Genomic DNA, 23,611 nt, shown 5'->3' on the forward strand with positions numbered 1-23,611 from the left:
AAGAAACGGCCGGCAGTGTAGGACAAGGCAGAACCCGCCAGTGCGGCCCCGCGACATGAAGGGTGAGGACTGCAGAAACTTGCCGAGCCCCGCCCGTCAAGCCAACGCGGATCGAGTCGGGCACAGGAGCTATTCGTCCTGCCCGCTGAATCTGCGCGCCCGAGGCCCAGCCTTTTCCCGTACCAAACAGCGGCCTGGACGCTTGCCCCTCGCCCAGGCTCAAGGGCCCCGGCCTCGCGAATCCTTCTGCTCGAGAGCCAGCGGACGCAGCAAACCGATCACCAGCGGCAGCAGACGGATCAGACCGGAGGTGGCGGCCCGCGAGCGCGCTGACAGGCAAACGCCCGCCGTCGCAGCGCCCAGCGTGGCAGCCGCGCCACACCACAGCAGTGGATGCTCGCGCACCGAAGGCCGCAGCCGCGCCGAAAGCTCGATCGCAGCGACCTGCAGCAGAGCGCGAGCCGGGTGGCGCAGAACATCCGCATCCAAGGCTTCGACCACGATGGATGTCAGCGCAGCCGGCACCGCTCGATCAGACGAGCTGAACGTGCCGGCAGCCGCCGTCGCATCGGCGGATCGAAGTGCAAGGAAGAGTGTGTGGCGCGCGACTGCGAGACGCTGCACGGCGGCGTCGATCGCGACGCGGGGCTCTTCGCGGAGGTCGCTCATTGTTCGCGCTCGTGTTTCGCAGGTGCGAGGAGTGCGCGATCCAACGCCGCCTGCGCTCGCAGCGCCGCAAACATGGGCGGGCGCTGTCGGCGGCGTTCAATCAGCCAGACAGCCAGAGAAAGCAGCAGCGGCAGCGCTGCAACCGCTGCCATCTGCGCGTGGGGCACGGGCTCGGGCAAGGCCAGCGCCAGCAGCACACTGACGCCCGACAGAATCGATCCGACGGCAAGCCCCAAGCACACCAGAAACTGTCGGAGAAGGCGCTCGCGCAGGGATTGCGCCTCCGTCTCAAGCTCCGCCCTGATCAGATCGCCGTAAGCCGCCAGATGCTCGGCAAGAAGCTGCGGCTGCTCGATCGTCAGCCGCAGCAAGGGAGGCAGTCGAGTCATGATCCAGCACTGCCCGGCAGCATGCGATCAGCGTTCGCTGGCACTGGCACGCGCAAGCAGTCGTAGCAGCAGCATGAGGCTCGCGCCAAGGCCAGCCGCCAGCATCAAGGACTGCAGCGGACGCGTGCGCACAAAGGCAGCGCTCGCCTCCTGAAGGCCGATGGCCTGCTCACCCACGCGGCGCGCCGAATCGCGGGCCATCGCTTCCACGGAGCCGGTGAACTCGTTGAACGCCGGTCGCACATCGGCTCGCACCTGGCCGACATCTTCAATCAGCGCGTCGAGCGCTGGACGGGCGGGAGAATTCGGTGACTCATGGACGCGCTCACTGGCGCGGGCAAAAGTGTCACCGCGAGCATCAGGCTTTGCGGTGACGGTGGCGGTGACGGGTGCGGGAGTCATGGGCGGGTTCCTCACGTTGGGACCATTGGCGATCGGGAAGAAAGGGGAGTGGCGAGCACAGCTGCGCGGGGTCGCTGACGGTGAGCCCGGAAGAGCACCGAGCAGAGAGAGCGCAGAAGCAGGTTGCGCGCCTCCCCGGAGGCGCGTCGGTTCGTCACCGCACAGTTCAATCAAAGAATCTTCAACGTTACCGGCGCACCGCCTTGAACCTGCGTGGGCTGCCGAACAGACGCGGCCGGCCCTGCTCGATCAGGCTGCCCATCGGTGGCCACTGCAGCACAGAGCAGGCCCATCGATCCCAGCCAGCGCAGAAGGAGCCCGCCATGAACTACGAACAACGCGACCCGTACGGCATCTACCGCACCTCCACCACGAACATCGGCGGCCCCGCCCAAGCGCATGGGCCGGGTCCACACCTGATGGGCGCGGAGACCCTGATCGGCAACGACGTCTACAACGCCGCGGGCGAGCACCTCGGCGATGTCAAGGAAATCATGCTGGACATGCGCAGTGGCCACGTCAGCTACGCCGTGCTGTCCTTCGGCGGATTCCTGGGCGTGGGCGAGAAACTGTTCGCTGTGCCCTGGGAGGCGCTCAGACTGGACACGCAGGAGAAGCGCTTCGTTCTCGACGTGAGCAAGTCGAAACTCGAAAGCGCGCCCGGGTTCGATCGCAACCACTGGCCAGACATGGCCGATACGACCTGGCAGAGCCGTATCCACAGCTACTACGTGAAGCCGGCAGGTGGATCCAAGCCGGTCAACTAGGTCAACACGAATCAAGCACAGACGCGCTCGATCGGCGAGCGCGTCGTCCCTGGCGCGCGGCAGCGCTGAACGCCCCCTCCCCCGGGGCGCCAGCCGCACGGACATCCGCAAGGAAGCGGCATTCGAGCGGCTGGCGTTCGCGCGCTCAGCGCGCGCTCGCTGAGCGAGCGACCGGCCGACCTCGATACACGGGCTGGTCGGCCAAGGCCAGAAGCTGAGCATCCTCCTGCGTATCGCCGTAGGCATGCACTTCGCCATACCTCGCGATGTCGATGCGCTCGCGCACGCGACGCGCCTTCTCCGGGCCCACGCACTGCGCGCCCGCGAACGCGCCGGTGCAGCGGCCGTCCAGCGCTTCGAGCTCGGAGCACAGCACCTCAAGCCCCTGCCCCGCCGCCCACGGCCGCAGGTAGACGCCGAGCCCGCCAGACACGATCACCACGCGATCGCCGCGCTCGCGATGCCAGGCCAAGCGCGTCATCGCCTCGCGCCGCATCAGGCCGGGCAAGACCGTCTCGGCGAAGTGCGCACCGGCCTGCTCCAGAGCATCAACGGCTGCGCCCTCGAACCCCAGCCGCACGATCGCCGCGCGCAGATGCGTGCCCGACACCCAGCGCAGCCGATAGCCCAGGACCAGCGGCCAGAGCCGCAGCCAGCCGGCGAGAAGCCGAGACTTCGGCAGCACGCGCTTGACGAACAGCGGAAAGGTTTCGCAGGTGGTCAGGGTGCCGTCGAAATCGAAGAGGGCGAGGTCGGGGCGGGTGGGCATGATGCGAAACAGTCTATCGGCGAACGAAGGCCAAACGAGCCGCTTCCTGCCCAAGGGCCAAGCAGCCGCCACTGGCCTACACTGCCTCGCGGCATGAAGACATTTGGGCATCGCTGATGGCTGATCAGAATCCTCCCGACGCGACTGAGCTTGGTTGCCGGGTGAGCCCTCGGTTGGCCCCTGGTCCTTCGCGACCTGCACCCCGCCCCGGTCCGGGTGCGCTCCGAAAATGCGCCGCAAGCGCGATGCTGCCTGCCATGCGACAATCCGCGGCTCTTTCCACCCCAACCAAGGACCCCGCAATGAAGCTGGCCCGTCTGCGTCGCCGTCGCAATCGCCTCCGCCGCGATCTGCGTTCCCGCGGCAAGCTCTGATTTCTGATGCACCACCCGCCGGCGCTGTGCGTCGGCGGGCTGCAGCCCGCGAGCCGGGCGCAGCCCCACGATGGCGCGTGTTCGCTTTCGCTGTCGTCGAGCGCACCTCGATCCTGGCCAGAACGGCAGCGGATCCCGCTCCAGCACCTCTCTCACGCGCTCCTGCAGCGTTGCGCAAGCCCGATCGACCGTCTCGGTTGAGAACCCGACCCCAGCTCCCCAAACGTGCGCCTGTGCAATCGGGTGTGCTTTCCGAATGCTCGGGCTGCCGAGAGATGCAGGCTCCCATGCCGGCCTTGGAGGGTTTCCAGCGCTGACCTCTTTTCCAGCGCTGACCTCTGCGGCGACGACAGTTCGCCCTCAAGGAGCGTCAGCACTCGGCCGCAAGCGCCCGAGGCCAGACCCCGAATCCTCGGGCCGAGCGTGCCCAGCGCGAACGCATCCACGCCGAAGCAAGCCTCCCGGCCAAGACTCACGCGGAACGCGAACCCGGGCAACGGGAGACATTGGCTGTGCCGAAGGCATGACAGCCTCAAGGACAGGCGATGCCGGGAGGACGACCGAGCCGCTGCAGCTGAAGCCGGGTCTCGCCATCCACGCCGGACAAGGTTGCAGTCGCCGAATCGCAGCCATTGAAGCGAAGCTGCAGCACGCCCCAATCGCTGCGCTGGATAGCCGCGGGATCGAGCGCGTTGAAGCGCCCGCCGGTGACCCTTTGCAGCGGAATGTTCAAGGTCTGTCCGAAGCTGGGATGACCGCTATGGGCGCCAGTGAGGAACAGGTTCTCTCCTGAGTCGCGGTGACCGAAGAACATGACGGTGAACACTCCACCCTCGATCCAGCCGAACTGGAAGCCCTGACCGCTGGTGGCCGGCTCGTACCAGAGCCCTCCCAGCGCCACGGGATTACTGGGCTGTACGGACGATGCTCCAGCGAGTTCGACCCGGCTGACCGTCATGCCGATTGTTCCGCCTTCGTAGACGGGATGCGCTGCAAACACGGCATCACGGCCCACTTCAAGGCTGTTGTAATCGCCCAGGAACTGCAGCGGCTGCCCATAGGGCGCCCAGCGGGTGACTGCGGAAGGAATCGGATTCGCACTCAGGCGGGTGCGCTTCCAGGTAACGCCGCCATCTTCGCTGCGCGCATACCACACATGCACATCGGCAGACGGCCGCTGATCGGCCTGCGGCCCGGTGCCGGATTCGTAGTACATCAGATGCAGGTGCCCGAAGGCATCGACATCGATCCAGGGCATGAACTGATCGGAGAACGCCTCCATACCGACCGTCAGGTTGCGAGCCGGCCCCCAGGTGCGGCCACCGTCTTCGGACACCCGCATCAGGACATCGAGATCCTGATCGCGCGGATCGCCCGGCCGACGGGCCGTCACGTCATGCAGCACTGCAAACAAGCGACCGTCGACGGGCGACTGCGCAACAACGATGGCAGGCGCGGTGCGGAAGTTGCCCGGCGTAGCATCGCCCGTGATGTCGTCGAGACTTCCAAAGAAATCGTGGAGGCTGGCCGGACGCGACAGGAAATTCTCGGAGTCTCCGAAGACGAACAGGGCCTGCGCGGAGCGCGCGGGCTGACCGCTGGCCAGACCGAGATAGCTCACGAAAAGTCGACCGTCGTCCAGCACCGTCGGCTGCAGAAGATTCAGCACATGCTGGATCCGCGTCGGCGCGGACCAGGTCTCGCCGCCATCCCGGCTGGCGCGGACGCCTCGGACGTCAGTGAGGTAGATCACCGACCGACCTTGAGTATCCCAACCCGCGGCCAGCCAACCCTTGTCCAAGCTGCGGTTACCGGTATCGGGCTGCTCGAGCAAGCGACCGGGCCCCATCCGATCGCGCACGCCCGCATCGGTCCTCGATGCCCACAGGGTGTGCCTGATGTTCCCCCCCGAAACAAGCGGATCCGCAATCAGCTTGACCAGCACCAGGCGGTCGCTGGCGGGGTCGCACTCCAGTGTCGGATCAAAATGAATCGCCCTGGGCACATCGCTGAAGCTCGTGGGTACCCGTTCGAACACCCGACCGCCATCGGAGCTGTAGGCCAGGGCCAGCCGGGTCTCGGTGAACCCATCCTCCAGCTGTCGGCCGGTCATCCAGGTCGCATAGAGGCCTTCCGGGCGCCCGTCGCGCGCTGGAACGTACTTGAGCTGGACCTCGTAGTTCTGAACCCGCGGGTCAGGCACGTCAAGACGCGTCTGGCTCACCCGCAGCTCGCTTTCCGCGAGCGCACTGGTGCTGGACAGATGCGCCTGGGGCACACGCTCGGGCACGCCCTGATAGGTCTTTCCGTAGGGAATTGGACTGGCGACGGGGCCGAACTGAGGGCGCAATGAGCCCGGTGCGGAGCAGGCGGAAAGCGAGAGTGCGAATACGATCGCACAGCACAATGGACGCATTGCTGCGACATCCTTGTCGCTGGGAGCGCTAACAATAGCAGGAGCGCTTCGGTCGCACGCAGGATCAACTGTGCGCTCGGCGGCGCTTTCGTCACTGCACGTTCGCGAACCGAAGTTGGCCCGCTGCAGCCGCTGAGTTTCTCGCGTGTGCACTGGTCGCACTTCGGCGGCGGCGAAGCCGTTCGGCCGTCGCGGGTCAAGGCCTTGAACAGCCTCCTCAAGCGAGCAGACACGCCGACGGCGTGGCGCGGAAAGCCCGCATCCAGGCCATTGGAATCGGCACGCAGCCTGAAGAACGCCGCGCGCGAGCGCACTCACCGATTGGGCTGTATCCATGGCAGCACGCGGCGGAGGCTCAACTCCACACATTCGCTGATCGCGGCCCGCAGGCCGCAGACGCAGCCGAAGCGGTGCCGCCACGGCAAGCCCGAGCGGAACTTTGCGGTAGCTGGGTGCCTTCGAGTGCGCACAGGCCCTTGGCAGACACGCCCCGGTTGAACGCTCAGGCGGTACTGCCGTCCTTTCGGAAACGCGAGCGCAGCGAAGAACGACCGAGCTGACGTGGCCTCACACGTCGACGCGCTCGCCAGCACAGAGGCCGCTGGCGAGGGAAACGGGTAGCGGCCTCAACCCGTCATCCGTTCAAAGAAGCTCTTGACTCCATCCAGCCAGGAGCTGGCGCGCGGAGAGTGAGCGTGGGCATCGGCACCTTCGAAAGTGCTCTCGAACTCTTCCAGCAGCTCTTTCTGGCGCTTGGTCAGCTTGACCGGAGTCTCGACCACGACCTTGCAGAGCAGGTCGCCTTTGCTATGGCTGCGAACAGACTTGACGCCCTTGCCGCGCAGTCGGAACACCTTGCCGGTCTGGGTTTCCGCGGGGATCTTGACCACCGCCTCACCGTCCAGCGTCGGCACGGCGAGATCGGCGCCCAGCGCGGCCTGGCTGAAGCGGATGGGCACCTCGCAATAGAGGTCGTCGCCATCGCGCTGGAAGATCTCGTGTTCGCGCACGCGCACTTCGACATACAGATCCCCCGCAGCTGCGCCGGCGGGCCCAGCCTCGCCCTCACCGGCGAGGCGGATGCGATCACCCGTGTCGACGCCGGCGGGGATCTTCACCGCCAGGGTCTTCTCGGACTCGATGCGCCCTGCGCCGTGGCAGGTCTTGCAGGGGTTCTTGATGGTTTTCCCGCTGCCCGCGCAGTGCGGACAGGTCTGCTGGATGCTGAAGATGCCCTGCTGCATGCGCACCCGGCCGTGGCCGCCGCAGGTGCGGCAGGTTTCGACCACGCCGTCGGCCGAACCACTGCCGTCGCAGACGCGGCAGGCGACCACGGTGGGGATCTCGATTTCCTTTTCGACGCCGCCTACGGCCTCTTCGAGATCGAGATCGATCACGTAGCGCAGATCAGCGCCGCGGCGCGGCCCGCGCGAGCGGCCACCGCCGAAGATGTCGCCAAAGATGTCGCCGAAGATGTCCCCCATGTCGACACCGCCCGGACCGCCGCGGCCACCGCCCACGCCGCCTTCGAAGGCGGCGTGGCCATGCTGGTCGTACAGCCTGCGCTTCTGCGCATCGGCCAGCACCTCGTAGGCCTCCTTGGCCTCCTTGAACTTGGCCTCGGCTTCGGCGTCGTCCGGATTACGGTCCGGATGGAACTTCATCGCCAGCCGGCGATAGGCCTTCTTCAGGTCTTCGTCGGAGGCACTACGTTCAACGCCGAGGACTTGGTAGTAGTCGCGTTTTGACATGGGATTCGTGATTCGGGATTCGGGATTCGTGCTGCGTTGAACGGCGAGGCCGCAGCAAACGCCGCGGCCTCGATCCAGCCTCTAGGGTTGGGAGTGACGGGCTCTAGCGAATCCCGAATCCCCGATCCCCAATCCCGGACTCACTTCTTGTCGTCCTTGACCTCGGTGAACTCGGCATCGACCACATCGTCGTTGCGTGCCGATCCTCCGGTCTGCGCCTGCGGACCCGGGCCGGCCTGGCCGGCCGCGGCGGCCGCCAGCGGCTGCGCGGCTTCTTCCAGCGCCTTGGTCTTGGCTTCGATCTGGCCCTTGTCGTCGCCCTTCATGGCTTTCTCAAGATCGGACAGCGCGGCTTCGATGCGGCCGATGGCTTCACCGCCAACCTTGTCGCCGTGGTCCTTGATGGCGGCGCGAGTCGTGTGGATCAATGCGTCGGCCTGGTTGCGGGCGCCGACCAGCTCGTGGAACTTCTTGTCTTCCTCGCGGTTGGCCTCGGCGTCGGCAACCATGCGCGCGATCTCGTCCTCGGACAGGCCCGAGCCCGCCTTGATCTCGACGCGCTGCTCCTTGCCGGTTTTCTTGTCCTTGGCGCTGACGTGCAGGATGCCGTTGGCGTCGATATCGAAGCTCACTTCCACCTGCGGCATACCGCGCGGCGCGGACTCGATGCCGGTGAGGTCGAACTTGGCTAGCGACTTGTTGTAGCGGGCCTGCTCGCGCTCGCCCTGCAGCACGTGCACGGTGACGGCCGTCTGATTGTCCTCGGCGGTGCTGAACACCTGCGAGGCCTTGGTCGGCACCGTGGTGTTCTTCTCGATCAGCTTGGTGAACACGCCGCCCAGGGTCTCGATGCCCAGGGAGAGCGGGGTGACGTCGAGCAGCAGCACGTCCTTGACCGCACCGGACAGCACGCCGCCCTGCACCGCCGCGCCGATCGCCACCGCTTCGTCGGGGTTGACGTCCTTGCGCGGCTCCTTGCCGAAGAACTCGGTGACCGCCGCCTGCACCTTGGGCATGCGGGTCTGGCCGCCGACCAGGATGACCTCGCTGATGTCGCTCATGCGCAGGCCGGCGTCCTTCATCGCGATCTTGCAGGGCTCGATGGTGCGCTTGACCAGGTCGTCGACCAGGGCTTCCAGCTTGGCGCGCGTGAGCTTGATGCTCAGATGCTTCGGGCCCGACGCATCCGCCGTGATGTAGGGCAGGTTGACTTCGGTCTGCTGGCTGGACGACAGCTCGATCTTGGCGCGCTCGGCGGCATCCTTCAGGCGCTGCAGGGCCAGCGGGTCCTTGCGCAGGTCGATGCCCTGGTCCTTCTGGAATTCCTCGACCAGATAGTCGATGACGCGCATGTCGAAGTCTTCGCCGCCCAGGAAGGTGTCGCCATTGGTGGCCAGCACCTCGAACTGCTTCTCGCCGTCGACTTCGGCGATCTCGATCACCGAGACGTCGAAGGTGCCACCGCCGAGGTCATAGACCACGATCTTGCGGTCGCCGCCCTTCTTGTCCAGACCATAGGCCAGCGCGGCTGCGGTCGGCTCGTTGATGATGCGCTTGACGTCGAGGCCGGCGATCTTGCCGGCGTCCTTGGTGGCCTGGCGCTGGCTGTCGTTGAAGTAGGCCGGCACCGTGATCACCGCTTCGGTGACCTTCTCGCCCAGGTAGTCCTCGGCGGTCTTCTTCATCTTGGCCAGCACTTCCGCGCTGATCTGCGGCGGCGCCATCTTGCGACCGTCGGCGGTGGCCACCCAGGCGTCACCGTTCTCGTGGCCGACGATGCCGTAGGGCACGAGGTCGATGTCTTTCTTCACTTCGGCATCGGTGAACTTGCGGCCGATCAGGCGCTTCACCGCGTAGAAGGTGTTCTTGGGATTGGTCACACCCTGGCGCTTGGCCGAGGCGCCGACCAGGGTTTCGCCGTCCTTGGTGAAGGCGACGATGGAGGGCGTGGTGCGATCGCCCTCCGAGTTTTCGATGACCTTCGCCTGGCCGCCTTCCATGACCGCCACGCAGGAGTTGGTGGTGCCGAGGTCGATGCCGATGATCTTGCCCATGGTGTGTGCTCCTTGAGGTTGCTTGCGTGGCCTGGGCGCCAGGCCTTCACTGGCTCGCTACATGGGGCGATGCGCTGGAAGATTCAAGCGGTAGGTTTCGCTTCGATGCAGGCGCCGCCTTCGATTGCGCTGCGGACTACTGCGAGACCACGACCATGGCCGGTCGCAGCAGGCGCTCATTCAGCAGGTAGCCCTTCTGGAAGACCTGCAGCACGGTGCCGGATGCATGTTCAGCGCTGGGCTGGGCGCTCACCGCCTGGTGGTGTTCGGGGTTGAAGGCTTCGCCGGCCGGGTTCAGCTGCTTGAGGCCGTTGTTCTCCACCACCTTGAACAGCTCGCGCTGGGTGAGCTTCAGGCCCTCGGCCACCGCTGAGTTGACGCCTGCGGTCTCGATGCCGCGCTCCAGCGCGTCCAGCACCGGCAGCAGGTCGCCCAGCAGGCGCTCGTTGGCGAACTTCCGCGCGTGCTCGACGTCGCGCAGCATGCGCTTGCGCTGGTTCTCCAAGTCGGCGCGCTCGCGCAGCTGCTCCTCGCGCACCATCATCAGGGCCATCTGCAGCTCATCGATGCGGGCCGACAGCAGCTCGACTTCGTTCTGCGGTTCGGCGTGCTCCTGACCCGCGACGGGCTGGGGTTCCTGACTCATGGCGACTCCTTGCGAATAGAGATGAACGGAGGAGGCGAAGCAGGCCGCGTCGCGCCAGAGGCGACGTGAAGAGCGTGCATGCTTTACCCCGAGGCGGAGCGTTTATTGGGCCTGCTGGGCCCGATTCAAGGCCGCGCCCAGCACTTCAGCGGTGGCCTGCACCATCGGAATCACCCGCTCGTAGGCCATGCGGGTGGGGCCGATCACGCCCAGCACGCCCAGCACCTTGCCGTCCGCGCCGTAGGGGGCGGTCACCAGGCTGCAGCCGCCGAATGGGGCCACGCCGGATTCCTCACCGATGAACAGGCGCACGCCCTGGGCGGTGGCGCACCCCTCCAGCAGCTGCAGCAGCTCGCGCTTGCGCGAGAAGGCTTCGAACAGATCGCGCAGGCGGTCCAGATCGGACAGATCCTGCACGCCCATCAACCGGGTCTGGCCGGTAACCAGCACGTCTTCGACGGCGCCGGATCCACCGAACGCGCCCTCGGCGACTTCCACGGCCGCCGACAGAATGCTGTCCATCGCGCTGCGGGTGTCTTTCAGCTCACGCAGCAGCTGGGCGCGCACCTCGGCCAGCGCACGGCCGGCGAAGTGCGCGTTGAGGTAGTTCGCGGTCTGCTCCAGCTCCGACGCGCTGTAGGGCCGGCGCGTGTGCAGGATGCGGTTCTGCACCTCGTTGTCGGTGAAGACGAGGATCACCAGCACGCGCTGGCCGTCCAGCGGCACGAAATCGATGTGGCGGAAGGCGAACTGCTCGCGCTTGGGTACTGTGACCATGCCAACGAAGTGGGTGGCCGCCGACAGCAGCTCGGAGACGTTGGTGAGCAGGCCCTGGGTCCCCAGCTGCGGCTGCAGGCCGCGACGCAGACGATCCATCTCGGTCGGATCCAGCGGCTTGACCTGCAGCAGGCTGTCGACGAACAGCCGATAGCCTTGGGCGGTGGGCACCCGACCCGCGGAGGTGTGCGGCGTCGCCACGAGACCGATGTCTTCGAGGTCCGCCATCACGTTGCGGATCGTGGCCGGGCTGATGTCGAGGCCGGCGTGCTTGGCCAGGGTGCGCGACCCCACCGGCTCGCCTTCGCGGATGTACTGGGCGATCAGGGCGCGCAGCAGGCCGCGGGCGCGAGCGTCCAGATGGCGGGGGTCAAGCGGGTGGGCGGGTCGGTTCATCGCTGAGATAGATAAGGCCTCAGACCGGCGCAGGCAAGCCCCGCGCCGTCGCCGCACCCGCCGTGAGCAAGTTGGCGGTCCGCAGAGCGCATGCTAGCGTTCGCGCCCTCGCGCAGCCGCGTCCACTCGAGCCGCAGGCGACGCCCGCGAGTCAGGCCCGCGAACCAGAATCGGATGCCCGCATGCTGAGCACGCTGTTCGTCAAGGATTTCGCCATCGTCAGCGCGGTCGAGCTGCAGCTCGAAGCCGGGCTGACCGTGATCTCGGGCGAGACCGGCGCCGGCAAGTCCCTGCTGGTGGACGCCCTGCTGCTGCTGACCGGCGCGCGCGCTGACGCTGGCATGGTGCGCCACGGCGCGGAACGCGCCGAGCTTTCCGCCACCTTTCGTCTGCCGGCCGACAGCCCTGCGCTGGCTTGGCTGCGCGAGCATGAGCTCGACGAGGACGAGGCCTGCGAAGTGCGCCGCATCGTCCGCGCGGACGGCGGCTCCAAGGCCTGGATCAACGGCCGGCCGGCCACCGTCGGACAGATCAGCGAGCTGACCGCGCATCTCGTTGAGATCCACGGCCAGCACGAGCACCAGGCCCTGCTCGATCGCACCCAGCAGCTGGGCCTGCTCGACGGTTTCGCCCGCGCCCACGAGGCGCTGCAGCCGGTCCGCGCGCTGGCTCATGAGTACGCACAGCTCAAGCGCCGCCGCGAGCAGATCGCTGGCGCCGCTACCGACCCCGGTCCGCGTCTGGAGCTGCTGCGCCATCAGCTCGGCGAGCTGGAAGCCGAAGCGCTGAGCCCGCAGGCCTTTGCCGAACTGATCCAGAGCCATCGCCGGCTGTCGAACGCCAGCAGCCTGATCGAGGCCTGCGCGCGCGCGGTGGCCCGGATCGAGGGCGAGGAAGGCTTCGACCTGACCCGCAGCCTGCGCCAGACCGGCGCTGACCTCGCCCGCTTCGGCGAGGACGAGCCGCGCCTGCGCGAAGCCGCCGAGCTTCTCGAATCCGCCGCCATCCAGGCCAGCGAAGCGGCGGCGCTGGTCGTGCAGGTGCAGGACAGCCTGGAGCTGGATCCCGCGCGCCTGCAGGACATCGAAAGCAAGCTCACCCGCCTGCACGAGCTGGGCCGGCGTCATCGCGTCGACCCGGCCGAGCTGAAAGCCTGTGCGGAAGGCATCGCCCGCGAAATCGAGGAGCTGGAGGAAGCCGGCGGCGCCCTCGCAAAGATCGAGGCGAAGATGCAGGCATTGGCCGCCGACTGGTCCAAGGCCGCGGCCACGCTCAGCGCGCTGCGCGTCAAGGCGGCGCAGACGCTGTCCAAGGACGTGTCGGCGCTGATGGCCGAACTCGGCATGGCCGGGGGGCGGCTGGAAGTCCAGATCGAAGCGCAGCCGGAGGCCGAGCCCTCGCCGCTCGGCGCCGAGCGCGTTGAATTCCTGGTGGCCGCCAACGCCGGCCAGCCGGCCAAACCGCTGCGGCGCACGGCCTCGGGCGGCGAGCTTTCGCGCATCAGCCTCGCCATCGAGGTCGCCACGCTGGGCTTCGACCCCACGCCGACGATGGTCTTCGACGAGGTCGACACCGGCATCGGCGGCGCGGTCGCCGAAATCGTCGGCCAGAAGCTGCGCGCGCTGGGCGCCGAGCGCCAGGTGCTGTGCGTGACCCACCTGCCCCAGGTCGCCGCACAGGGTCATCACCACTACTCGGTGCGCAAGGGCGAACGTGACGGCGTCACCGTCAGCGCGCCAACCCGCCTGTCACGCGAGCAGCGCGTGGAAGAAATCGCCCGAATGCTCGGCGGCGTCGAGATCACCGAAACCACGCTGGCGCATGCGCGGCAGATGGTTGAGAAGCCGGGATTGGGGATTCGGGATTCGGGATTGGACCGCCGGTAGGACTGGCGCCGAGTTGTCGAGGCTCGGCTTCGTCGGGCCTTCGAGCGCGAAGAGTGCCGGAAGCGAGGCACTGCCCCCGTAGTAACGCGGCCGAGGGCGGCTCAGACGACGGGCGCCAGGGAGCCTGAATCGCCCAATTGGTGGGACGATCGACGCGCGAACGGGCGGCCGGTACCTGCGCGGCACCCGCGAACACAGACGCGATCGAGTCCTCCGAAGACAGGAAAAGGGCGGCCCGACAGCGCGGGAGCACGCCCCCGCCAAATCAGCTCAACCCTCGGCCTAATCCCGAATCCCGAATCCCCAATCCCAGCTCTTCACCGCTTCTTCCGCACATACAGCACCAGGCTGTGATCCTCGATCTCGTAGCCGTGCTTGGCCGCGATCTCGTGCTGCAGGCGCTCGATCTCTTCGCTGACAAACTCGATGACCTTGCCGGTATCGACATCCACCATGTGGTCGTGGTGGTGGCCGCGGTCCAGCTCGAACACCGACTGCCCGCCCTCGAAGTTGTGCTTCATCACGAGGCCCGCGGCCTCGAACTGGGTCAGCACGCGGTAGACCGTGGCGAGGCCGATGTCTTCCTCGCGATCGAGCAGCTTTTTGTAGATGTCCTCGGCCGTCATGTGCCGCGGGCTCGCGCTTTCGAGCACCTCAAGAATGCACATGCGAGGGTGGGTGACCTTGAGGCCGGCGCGGCGCAGATCCTGCGATTCCATCGGGGTCTCCTGAAGCGGGCGAGGACCCCGCGCGGGTCGCGAACGGGGCCTGAATACGGCAGCGCGCCGCGTTGGCAGCGGGCGACCTGAAGGGCGTCGAAGTGTATCATCGGGCCTCCGTTTGCCCCCTGGATTGCCTGTCCGATGCGCTCGATCGCCCTGTCCCTCCTGATTGCCCTCGGTGCCAGCGGCTGCGGCGTGCTTTACAAGGTCGACGTCTATCAGGGCAATCTGCTGGACGAGCGCAACGTGACGCAGCTGCGCGAGGGCATGAGCAAGCGCCAGGTGCTGTCTCTTCTCGGTAGCCCTGCGGTGCGTGATCCCTTCCACGCGAACCGCTGGGACTACATCGGCACGCAGTCGCAGCGTGGCTCCGAACCCGAAGTGAAGAATCTCGTGCTGACCTTCAACGGCGACAGCCTCGTCAGCATTGAAGGCGACTACTTCCCGAAGCAGGATCTCGAACTGCGTGACCGCTTGAGCCGCTATGGCAACCTGCCGCGCGAGGAGCGCGAGAAGGACAAGGAACGCCAGCAGCGTCGCGGCGGCTGAGCATTTGGGGTGGGGCGGCTCGCTGGCGCGGCACTGCCGCGCGAGGCGACGAACGCTCGGGCGCTGCGCGCGAAAGCCGGGCAAGGATTCGGAATTCGGGGCTAGCCTCTCGGCGGCCACTGGCCTTCAAGAGCCCCGCATCCCAAGAGACCGAAGAGGATCGCGGACGGCTCCGCAGCGGCGACGTCTCGGCACCGTCTGAGGGCTGATCAGCTTTCAGCCCTGCGTGGAACGACAGCCCGGCGCGTGCAAGCCAAGAGAGCCCAGGTCTTGCGCCGATCCTCGCCCTGCGCTCCCGGCCACTGTGCTCGGTCAGCCGCGGTGGCGGCTGAGCCGCTCCACCACTCAGGCCTTGGCCAGCTCAGCCAGCAGAGCCTTGAGCAAACCCGGCACGGCTTCGGTGGCCGCCGCCATGTTGGCCATCACTTCGTCCATGGTGATTTCGGCCTCATCGCCGCAGCCGGCCGCCCAGTTGGCGACGAGACACAGGCTGGCGTAGTCGATGCCGAGCTCGCGGGCCAACACGGCTTCCGGCATGCCGGTCATGCCGACTAGATCACAGCCGTCGCGACGCATCCGCGCAATTTCAGCGATGGTCTCCAGACGCGGGCCCTGGGTACAACCATAGGTGCCGCCATCGACAAGTCGAGTGCCCATCGCCGCGCCCGCACGCAGCAGCGCCGTGCGCAGCGCTGGCGTGTAGGGATGGGTGAAGTCGACATGCTCGACCTTGGCGCCGTCCACATCGCAGAAGCTCGACAGGCGGCCGTGGGTGTAATCGATGATCTGATCCGGCACCGCCAGCACGCGCGGGCCCATGCGCTCGCCGATACCGCCGACGGCATTGATGCCGAGCAGTCGGCGCACGCCGAGCTGATGCAGGGCATGCACGTTCGCGCGGTAGTTGATGCGGTGCGGGGCGACGCTGTGGGCCTCGCCGTGGCGGGCCAGAAAAGCCACGCGGAAGCCGGCCAGCCGACCGACGCGCACCGGACCCGAAGGCTTGCCATAGGGCGTGTCGAGATCGATACCTTCAGCACCTTTCAGACTGGCCAGGCGATACACGCCGGTGCCGCCGATCACGCCCAATACGATGTCGGAGTTGTCCACTGTCATCACCTGTTCCCAAGAAGCCTGCCCTAGCCAAGCGTTGCACTGTCTTGCGCGGGCCACCAAGCGCTGGTCGACCGAGGCGGACGCGACGGCGAGCACGCGCCGGGGCCCGATCCCACCGCGCGACCACTGGCATGCCCTGACCCGCGGTGGCCTTGGCCTTTCCCGGTCCACGCGCCGCTTCGTCGCCCGCGCGCTTCTGGATGACCCATAGGGTGGGTCTGGACCCACCGACATCGCGCGCTCGGACCGGCCACCATGCGCATCAGCAACACTCAGAGCGTGTGAAAAAACCCAGACGCCGTAGCGAGGGCGTCTCTGGGCGTTCGTGGCAAAGCGCGCGACGTGAATTCAAGGGAGTTTGGCGAGCTAGTGACCGCAGAATTCGCGGAGCGCGCTGCCGCCACGGACGTCCAGAGGCGGCCGCAGTAGGCGGATGGTTTTTTCACATGCTCTCAGCCACGCAGCGCGTAAATCCCCGGCAGGTTGCGGCCCTGCTCGTAGTAGTCCATGCCGAAGCCGAAGACGTAGCGGTCCGGCACTTCGACGCCAACGTAGTCGCCAGTGAGGCCGGGCACACAGCGGTCATGCACCTTGCGCGCCAGCACCGCCACGCGCACATCCGCCGCACCTTCGGCCTCGCAGGCGTGGATGACCGCATTGAGCGTGTGGCCTTCATCGAGGATGTCGTCGATCAAGAGCACGCGGCGCTTCAGCAGCGGCACCGCCGGCTTGCGCAGCCACTCCACGCCGCGACCCGTGGTATCGCCGCGATAGCGCGTCGCGTGCAGGTAGTCGAACTCGACGTCGAAACCCAGCTCCAGCGCCAACAGAGCGCCAAACAGCATGCCGCCGTTCATGACGGTGAGAAACAGCGGCGGCCGCGCGTCCTGCGCGTAGTCGCGGCGAATCTCTTCGGCCATGCGGCGGATCGCCGCTTCCAACGCGATGCGATCGAACAGCCGATCGGACTGCGGCAGCGCATCGGCCAAGGCTGGCGGGGTCTTCATGCCCGGCTCCGGTTCAAACGAGGGCGGCGAGGTTAGCACGCGCCTGCGCCAGGGCTTCCGGCGAGGGGCCTTGCGCCGCACGCGGCGAAAGCAGGGCGAGGCGAGGATTGGGCACTGGCGCAACCCGCGCTTCGAGCGCGACGACTGCGTCTTCGACCAGCTCGGGATGACAGGCCAGCACCGCGTCGCAGCCGGCATCGAGATGCGCATGCACGCGCGCCGCCACGCCGCCTGCCGCTTGCGCTGCGGCCATGCCGATGTCATCACTCAAGACCACGCCGTTGAAGCCCAGTGCGCCGCGGAGGATCTCGCCGAGCCAGCGCCGCGAATAGCCGGCTGGCTGCTCGCACACCGCGGGGTAACGCACATGCGCCGCCATCACCGCGGCAGCGCCGGCTTCGATACCGGCGGCGAAGGGCCGCAGGTCCTCGGCCTTCAGCTGCTCCAGCGAGCGCGGATCAAGGGCCACATCGACATGCGTGTCTTCCAGCACCGAGCCATGACCCGGAAAGTGCTTGAGCGTGGCCGGCATGCCGGCGGCCTGCATGGCCCGCACATAGACGCGGGTCAAGGCGCAAACCGCATCGACGTCGGCCGCGAAGGCGCGATCGCCGATGGCGCGGTTGCCGCGGCCCAAGTCCACCACCGGCGCGAAGCTGAGATCGATGCCTTGGGCCTGCAGCTCGGTCGCCATCAGCCAGGCGTGCTGTTCGGCGAGATCCAGGCAGCGCGCAGGCGCATCCGTATAGCGCTCGCCAATGCGCGCCAGCGCAGGCAGCCGCGAGAAGCCCTCGATGAAGCGCTGCACGCGGCCGCCTTCCTGATCCACCGCGATGAGTCGCGGCGCCACGCTCGCTGCGCGGATCTGCGCGTTCAGCGCGCGCAGCTGGGCGGGCTCGACGTAGTTGCGGCGGAACAGCACCACGCCGGCCACCCCCGGGTGCGCAATCCAGCGCGCCTCGGTCTCGCGCAGGGTGCTGCCCTCGATGCCGATAAACAGCACGGCTCAGCGCTCGAACAGGGCGATCGATTCGACATGCGCCGTATGCGGAAACATGTCCATCGCGCCGGCCGAGACGAGCGTGTAGCCGTGCTCGCGCACCAGGATGCCGGCATCGCGCGCCAGCGAGCCAGGATGGCAGGAGACGTAGACGATGCGCCGCACGCCGTCGAGCGGCAGCTGCGGAATGCAGGCATCGGCGCCGGTGCGCGGCGGATCGAGCAGCAGCTTGTCGAAGCCCCGCTTGACCCAGGCCTCGCCGCGCAGATCCTGGCTGAGATCAGCGGCGAAAAACTCGGCATTGGCGATGCCGTTGGCGCGGGCGTTGTCACGGGCTCGCGCCACCAGACCGGCCTCGCCCTCCACGCCGACGACCTGCGCGGCACGCCGCGCGATCGGCAGGGTGAAATTGCCCAAGCCGCAGAACAGATCAAGCACGCGCTCGCCCGGCTGCGGGTCGAGCATCTCCAGGGTGCGCGCGATCATCCGCTGGTTCATGCCGGCATTGACCTGCACGAAATCCAAGGGCCGGAAGGCCAGCTCGACCTCGGCCGCGGGGATGCGGAAGCTGAGCGCGGCATCGGCCGGCCACAGCGCGTGCACGCTGTCGTTGCCGCCGGGCTGCAGGTAGATCATCAGGCGGGTGCGCTGGCCGAACTCGACCAGGCGCTGCGTATCGGCGGCGGACAGCGGATCGAGGTGGCGGAACACCAGCGCCGTCGCATCGTCACCGGCCGCGACCTCGATCTGGGGGATGCGCTCGCGCGCGTCCATCGATGACACCAGCGCCGACAGCTCGTGGATGCGCTCGCCCACCTGCGGCACCAGCACGCGACAGCTGTGGATGTCGGCGACGTACATGGGCTTCAGCGCTTCGCGGAAGCCGACGATGGCGCGCTCCTTGGCAGCCACCCACTTGACCCCCAGCCGGGCCTTGCGGCGGTAGGCCCAGGGCTGGTCGGTCAGCGGCGCCAGCACCGTCTGCGGACGGACGTGGCCGATGCGCTCGAAGTTCTCCAGCAGGATGTGCTGCTTGGCCTCGATCTGCGCCTCGGCCTTCAGATGCTGCAGCGTGCAGCCACCGCAGATCTCGAAGTGCGGGCATGGCGGCTCGACGCGCAGCGGCGAGGCATCGAGCACCTCCAGCACGTGGCCTTCATCGAAATGCTTCTTGCTGGTGTGGATGCGCGCGCGCACGCGCTCCCCGGTGAGTGCGCCGCTGATGAAGGCGGTTTTGCCGTCCAGCTTGGCGACACCGCGGCCGTCGTGGCTCAGGTCGATGATCTCGGCTTCGATTTCGCGGTTGCGCTGGCGTCGGGTCATGGGGCTCGCTGATTTGGCCGCGAAGGCTCGCGCTCGCGGCGGGTGGTGAAAGGCCGCGGATTATCGCAGGCTCGGCCGCGCCCTGCCCTGCGGCGGCCACGCGGTCAGGTGATTTCGACCCGGCTGCCGGCCTCGGAGGACGCGCGCAGCGGTGCCGCGCGGAACGCGCAGGCTCGGTGTTGGCCTACACTCCGCGCTTTCGTCTGCAGCCCGGTCACGGATGAGCACCGACACCCCCAAGCGCGCCGGCTTCGGCGCTGCCGCACCGCTGCGCCAGCTCTGGCCCTATGTGCGCCCCTATCGCGGCCTGGTCGCGCTGTGGCTGGGCGCGCTGGCCCTGTCCAGTCTGGCCACGCTGAGCCTGCCGGTCGCGGTGCGCTTCATGATCGACCGCGGCTTCGCAGGCGAGGATCCGGCCGCCGTCGATCGCTGGTTCCTGGGGCTGCTGGCGGTCGCGGTGCTGCTGGCGGTGGCCACGGCGCTGCGCTTCTTCTTCGTCAGCCTGCTCGGCGAGAAGGTCATCGCCGATCTTCGGCGCAGCCTGTACGCGCGACTGCTGCGACTCGACATCGAGTTCTTCGAGCGCACGCGCTCGGGCGAGCTGGTGTCGCGTCTTTCCGCTGACACCGAGCTGCTGCGCACCGTGGTGGGCTCCAGCGCTTCAGTGGCGCTGCGCAGCTTCGTCACCTTCATCGGCAGCAGCGTGGCGCTGGCCCTGACCAGCCCGCGTCTGGCCGGCTTCGCGGCGATCGGCATTCCGCTGATCATCCTGCCGATCGTGTTCTTCGGTCGCCGCGTCTCCAGGCTGTCGCGCGAGGCGCAGGACCGGGTGGCCGACGCCAATGCCCGCGCCAGCGAAACCCTGAACGCGATCCACACCGTACAGAGCCACGCCCGCGAGGCGCATGAATCCGAGCGTTTTGCGGGCGCCGTCAGCACTGCACTCACGGCAGCACGTCGTCGCATCGGCACCCAGGCGGGGCTGACCGCGGCCGTGATCGTGCTGATCTTCGGCGCGATCACTGCGGTGCTGTGGGTCGGCGCCAAGGACGTGATTGCCGGCACCATGAGCGCGGGCCTACTCAGCCAGTTCGTGCTCTATGCAGTGATCGGCGCGGGTTCGGTCGGCGCGCTGACCGAAGTCTGGGCAGAAGTGCAGCGCGCTGCCGGTGGCATGGCGCGGATCAACGAGCTGCTGGCCGAGCAGGCCAGGATCACCGCGCCCGCCATGCCGCGCGCCCTGCCCTCGCCGCTGCGCGGGCACATCGCCTTCAAGGGCGTAGGCTTCCATTACCCCAGCCGCCCGGACGCAGCGGCGCTCAGCGATTTCTCGCTGGAAATCCAACCGGGCGAAACGGTGGCCCTGGTCGGCCCTTCGGGCGCCGGCAAGAGCACCGTGCTGCAGCTGCTGCTGCGCTTCCACGACCCCGAGAGCGGCGGCATCGAGGTCGATGGCATCGACCTGCGCCATCTCGATCCGCAGCAGCTGCGCGAACACATCGCTCTCGTCCCGCAGGACCCGCTGCTGTTCGGCGCCGATGCGCTCGACAACCTGCGCTACGGACGACTGGACGCCACGGAAGCCGAGGTCATCGAAGCCGCACGCAGCGCCGAGGCGCACGAGTTCCTCAGCGCGCTGCCGCAGGGCTATCGCACCTTCCTGGGCGAGCGCGGGGTGCGCCTGTCCGGCGGCCAGCAGCAGCGACTGGTGATCGCCCGGGCCCTGCTGAAGGACGCACCGATCCTGCTGCTGGACGAGGCCACCAGCGCGCTCGACGCGCAAAGCGAGCGCGCGATCCAGCAGGCGCTGGAGCGCCTCATGCACGGCCGCACCACGCTGGTGATCGCCCATCGCCTCGCCACCGTCCGCCGCGCCGACCGCATCGTTGTGCTCGAGGCCGGCCGCATCGTTGCCACCGGCACGCACGAGGAGCTGATGGCGCAGGGCGGCCTCTACGCGGAGCTGGCGCGGCTGCAGTTCGCGGCTTGAGTCAACGCGGAGGCGCAGGTCCGGATTCCCGCAACACAAGCCAGGGACTCAACGGGTGAGATCGACTTCACAATTTACTACCGATCGATGCGCCCCACCCGGCAACGAATTTGACATGATCCGAGCGCGCGGGCTCGTACTCCTGGCCCGCCGATCAGTCTCGGGGAACGCACAGCATGAGCTTTGGGGCGAAGTCCGCGAGGACTGCGTTCTCTGCTGCTGTGCGGTCGTCCGATGTCCAGCGCAGCAGAAGCCGACGGATCCTCCATGAATCGAATCGCCTTGAGTTCCATTGCCCTGCTACTTGCGAACGTCGCAAGTGCTCAGGTTGCCGAAGTGTTCAATCCTTCCGAGCCCGTCGTCAGCGTGGTTGCGCCGCTGAATCCCAGCTCAGGGGTCAGCCCTGCAGGCGCACCGGCCTGCGGAGGCCAGCTCTTCAACAACGGCGCGTTCGTCACCAGCACCGGCAACGGCGCCGGCGGGGCCAACCTGAGCACGCTGCAAACCACCTCACTTGGGATGGGCACGCTCGGTTTCGGCCACCAGGCCGGCACTGCCAACAATCGCGTGACCGACGACTTTGTTGTCCCCGCCGGCGGCTGGACGCTGAACTGTGCCGTGTTCTACGCCTACCAGACCGGCTCGACCACGACCTCCACGATCACCGCAGTCAACGTGCGCATCTGGAACGGCCCGCCCGGCGCCATGGGCAGCAGCATCGTGTTCGGCGACACGACCACCAATCGGATGTCGACGACGGCCTGGACCAATGTCTATCGAGTGACGGAAGAAACTGCCACCGACACGACCCGGCCGATCATGGCGCAGACCATCAACCTGGGTGGTCTCAATCTTGCGGCCGGCACGTACTGGATCGACTGGCAAACCACGGGCAGCCTCGCTTCCGGCCCGTGGGCTCCACCGATCTCGATCATTGGCCAAGCGGTGACGGGCAACGGGCAGCAGTTCACGGGCAACACCTCCGCGTGGGCACCCGCTGTGGACGGCGGCACTGGCACCCCAGCGCAAGGCCTTCCGTTCCTCCTGCTCGGCCCGGTCGGCACGCCGACACTCAGCCTGAGCGGCACATCGGTCAACTTTGGCAATGTCGTGTCGGGCCAGACCGGCACGAGCACCGTCACGCTGAGCAACACTGGCACGGCGAGCCTGAGCATCACGGCGCTCACCGCGCCCACGGCGCCTTTTGCGCTGACCGGCGGAACCTGCGGGGCGACGCCGATCACCTTGGCCCCCGCCGCAAGTTGCACCTTGATCTACCGCTTTGCTCCCAGCAGCGCGGGCAACTTCTCGCAGACCTTTGCGCTCACCAGCAACGGTGGAAACGCCAGCTTCACCCTGCAGGGCAGCGGCGCCGTTCCGCAACCCGCCGTGGTCCCGGCAAGCGGCGCAATCAGCCAGTTCCTGCTCGCGCTGCTGACGCTTGGCATCGCGGGTTGGGCGTTCAGCCGTCGCCGCTGAGTCCCGCCTCAATCCGTGCTTGAACAGGCCGGCGAACGCACTGCGTTCGCCGGCCTTTTTTGTTGCTCGCCGTTTCCTGGCAAGTTCGCGACCCGCCGCCTGCGACGCAGCTGTCGCCGAAGTCGCGCGGCTCATCGTCTACCGAGAAGCTCGCAGCCCGCCGCGGGTGCGCTGGCTGCAGGCGGATGCTGAGCGCAACGCGAGCTCGCTCGCCCGCACTCGAACTCGAACTCAGGGTGCGGACGGCGCCGCTTCGCGACGCAGGCGAGCGAAGATCTCGGTCGCCGCCGCGTTCCACACCACCCACTTGTGCCCACCGGGGCGCGGCAGAATCTGTGTGGAATCAAGCGCCGGCGCGATCACCGGCACGGTGGCCGCAAGACGATCCTCTTCGCCATAGGCCAGCCAGACGCGCTCGCGCAGCGCCGGAGTGCGAGCGTAGCTGGCGATCTGCCGCCACAGCAGCTCGCGGTCGAAGTTGCGGCGGTCAACGACCTCGGGCTTGGGGCCGGGCTGCCACTCAGCGATACCGCCCGCGGCTTCCACCTCACGCATCACCCGCTTGCGGCCGAGATAAGGCGCCATCAGCACGACATGCTCGAACACGCCCGGATGCGCTTCGTCGAGCACCAGGCTGCCCATGCCGCCCATTGAAGCGCCCATCAGAATCAAGCGCTCGTAGCCTTGGGCACGCGCAGGCTCAATGAACTGTGCCCGGACCCGCTCGGGCAGGCCGCCGTCGGTGTAGTAGGCAAGCGTGGCCGAGGTCAGCTGCACGTCGACCTCGGGCCAGCCGGCCTGGATGGCCTCGGCCACGCCAAACTCGCGCATGACTTCGACATTGTCGGCGCGGCCGGGCAGCACGATCACCAGAGTCTTGCGGTCCGCGGTTCCACTGCCGCTGATGCGCTCGAAGGGGATGGGCGCACGTCGATCGCCCATGTTGAGGCAGCCTGCCAGCAGCAGCGGCAGCCAAAGCGCGCCGAGGACGCGGGACAGGTTCGAGGCAGGCATCAGAGGTTCTCGCAGTTCGTGGCTTTCACGAACATGAAAGCCGCAGGCCCGTGAAGGCCGCGGCTTTGCGATGCATGGGGCGGAGCCTGATCGACTGACCGCCCCCTGGCAGATG

Annotated in this window: 20 protein-coding genes; 5 read left to right on the forward strand and 15 right to left on the reverse strand. The window is 67.5% G+C overall.

Annotated features, from left to right (window positions below; all coding sequences use genetic code 11):
• Positions 1-219 precede the first annotated feature (219 nt).
• From H4O13_08020 to H4O13_08030, 3 genes are read right to left on the reverse strand one after another with little or no spacing between them, the layout of a single operon-like run.
• A complete protein-coding gene (locus tag H4O13_08020; GenBank protein MBE5315333.1) occupies positions 220-669 on the reverse strand; it encodes a hypothetical protein in 450 nt (149 codons plus the stop codon).
• Positions 666-1,040: a hypothetical protein gene (locus H4O13_08025; protein ID MBE5315334.1), complete on the reverse strand. Its 375-nt coding sequence runs from the start codon at positions 1,038-1,040 to the stop codon at positions 666-668. The genes H4O13_08020 and H4O13_08025 overlap by 4 nt, the downstream gene beginning before the upstream one ends.
• 45 nt (positions 1,041-1,085) lie before the next feature.
• A complete protein-coding gene (locus H4O13_08030) occupies positions 1,086-1,460 on the reverse strand; it encodes a hypothetical protein (GenBank protein MBE5315335.1) in 375 nt (124 codons plus the stop codon).
• 323 nt (positions 1,461-1,783) lie between these two features.
• Here H4O13_08030 and H4O13_08035 point away from each other — a divergent pair, with 323 nt between their 5' ends.
• Positions 1,784-2,227, forward strand: coding sequence for a PRC-barrel domain-containing protein (locus H4O13_08035; GenBank protein MBE5315336.1), 444 nt, complete (start codon positions 1,784-1,786; stop codon positions 2,225-2,227).
• A gap of 145 nt (positions 2,228-2,372) precedes the next feature.
• On the opposite strand, the gene H4O13_08040 is transcribed toward H4O13_08035, so the two are convergent.
• The 6 genes from H4O13_08040 to hrcA form a co-directional block, all read right to left on the reverse strand.
• Positions 2,373-2,996 carry an HAD family hydrolase gene (locus tag H4O13_08040; GenBank protein MBE5315337.1) on the reverse strand — a complete coding sequence of 208 codons (624 nt, stop codon included), beginning with the start codon at positions 2,994-2,996 and terminating at the stop codon, positions 2,373-2,375.
• A 906-nt stretch (positions 2,997-3,902) separates the two neighbouring features.
• On the reverse strand, positions 3,903-5,660 hold the full coding sequence (locus H4O13_08045; protein MBE5315338.1) for an exo-alpha-sialidase: 1,758 nt from the start codon (positions 5,658-5,660) through the stop codon (positions 3,903-3,905).
• Between the two features lie 752 nt (positions 5,661-6,412).
• Complete coding sequence (dnaJ, locus tag H4O13_08050) at positions 6,413-7,537, reverse strand: molecular chaperone DnaJ (GenBank protein ID MBE5315339.1); 1,125 nt, start codon at positions 7,535-7,537, stop codon at positions 6,413-6,415.
• A gap of 140 nt (positions 7,538-7,677) precedes the next feature.
• The gene (dnaK, locus tag H4O13_08055; GenBank protein ID MBE5315340.1) at positions 7,678-9,591 is read right to left on the reverse strand and encodes a molecular chaperone DnaK; all 1,914 of its coding nucleotides are present in this window, start codon (positions 9,589-9,591) and stop codon (positions 7,678-7,680) included.
• A gap of 136 nt (positions 9,592-9,727) precedes the next feature.
• Complete coding sequence (gene grpE, locus H4O13_08060; protein MBE5315341.1) at positions 9,728-10,237, reverse strand: nucleotide exchange factor GrpE; 510 nt, start codon at positions 10,235-10,237, stop codon at positions 9,728-9,730.
• Between the two features lie 102 nt (positions 10,238-10,339).
• Positions 10,340-11,410 (reverse strand): heat-inducible transcriptional repressor HrcA, encoded by a 1,071-nt coding sequence (gene hrcA, locus H4O13_08065; GenBank protein MBE5315342.1) that lies wholly within the window; start codon positions 11,408-11,410, stop codon positions 10,340-10,342.
• Between the two features lie 182 nt (positions 11,411-11,592).
• On the opposite strand from hrcA, the gene recN reads away from it, so the two are divergent.
• Positions 11,593-13,296 (forward strand): DNA repair protein RecN, encoded by a 1,704-nt coding sequence (gene recN, locus H4O13_08070; protein ID MBE5315343.1) that lies wholly within the window; start codon positions 11,593-11,595, stop codon positions 13,294-13,296.
• 317 nt (positions 13,297-13,613) lie between these two features.
• Here recN and fur read toward each other — a convergent pair whose 3' ends face one another.
• Entirely contained in the window at positions 13,614-14,015 is a 402-nt protein-coding gene (fur, locus tag H4O13_08075) for a ferric iron uptake transcriptional regulator (protein ID MBE5315344.1), read from the reverse strand.
• 144 nt (positions 14,016-14,159) lie between these two features.
• On the opposite strand from fur, the gene H4O13_08080 reads away from it, so the two are divergent.
• Positions 14,160-14,567 carry an outer membrane protein assembly factor BamE gene (locus tag H4O13_08080; protein ID MBE5315345.1) on the forward strand — a complete coding sequence of 136 codons (408 nt, stop codon included), beginning with the start codon at positions 14,160-14,162 and terminating at the stop codon, positions 14,565-14,567.
• Positions 14,568-14,912: 345 nt separating this feature from the next.
• Here H4O13_08080 and H4O13_08085 read toward each other — a convergent pair whose 3' ends face one another.
• From H4O13_08085 to rlmD, 4 genes are all read right to left on the reverse strand, one after another.
• Positions 14,913-15,683, reverse strand: a complete 771-nt coding sequence (locus tag H4O13_08085; protein MBE5315346.1) for an S-methyl-5'-thioinosine phosphorylase — start codon at positions 15,681-15,683, stop codon at positions 14,913-14,915.
• A gap of 452 nt (positions 15,684-16,135) precedes the next feature.
• On the reverse strand, positions 16,136-16,690 hold the full coding sequence (locus tag H4O13_08090; protein ID MBE5315347.1) for a hypoxanthine-guanine phosphoribosyltransferase: 555 nt from the start codon (positions 16,688-16,690) through the stop codon (positions 16,136-16,138).
• Between the two features lie 13 nt (positions 16,691-16,703).
• Entirely contained in the window at positions 16,704-17,693 is a 990-nt protein-coding gene (gene nagZ, locus H4O13_08095; protein ID MBE5315348.1) for a beta-N-acetylhexosaminidase, read from the reverse strand.
• Positions 17,694-17,696: 3 nt separating this feature from the next.
• Complete coding sequence (gene rlmD, locus H4O13_08100) at positions 17,697-19,013, reverse strand: 23S rRNA (uracil(1939)-C(5))-methyltransferase RlmD (protein MBE5315349.1); 1,317 nt, start codon at positions 19,011-19,013, stop codon at positions 17,697-17,699.
• Between the two features lie 220 nt (positions 19,014-19,233).
• Here rlmD and H4O13_08105 point away from each other — a divergent pair, with 220 nt between their 5' ends.
• Both H4O13_08105 and H4O13_08110 read left to right on the forward strand, forming a co-directional pair.
• Positions 19,234-21,003, forward strand: a complete 1,770-nt coding sequence (locus H4O13_08105) for an ATP-binding cassette domain-containing protein (protein MBE5315350.1) — start codon at positions 19,234-19,236, stop codon at positions 21,001-21,003.
• 267 nt (positions 21,004-21,270) lie between these two features.
• Positions 21,271-22,482, forward strand: coding sequence for a choice-of-anchor D domain-containing protein (locus tag H4O13_08110; GenBank protein ID MBE5315351.1), 1,212 nt, complete (start codon positions 21,271-21,273; stop codon positions 22,480-22,482).
• A 231-nt stretch (positions 22,483-22,713) separates the two neighbouring features.
• Here H4O13_08110 and H4O13_08115 read toward each other — a convergent pair whose 3' ends face one another.
• On the reverse strand, positions 22,714-23,496 hold the full coding sequence (locus tag H4O13_08115; protein ID MBE5315352.1) for an alpha/beta hydrolase: 783 nt from the start codon (positions 23,494-23,496) through the stop codon (positions 22,714-22,716).
• Positions 23,497-23,611 lie beyond the last annotated feature (115 nt).

This window comes from Lysobacterales bacterium, from assembly GCA_014946745.1.
GTDB lineage: Bacteria > Pseudomonadota > Gammaproteobacteria > Xanthomonadales > Xanthomonadaceae > Aquimonas.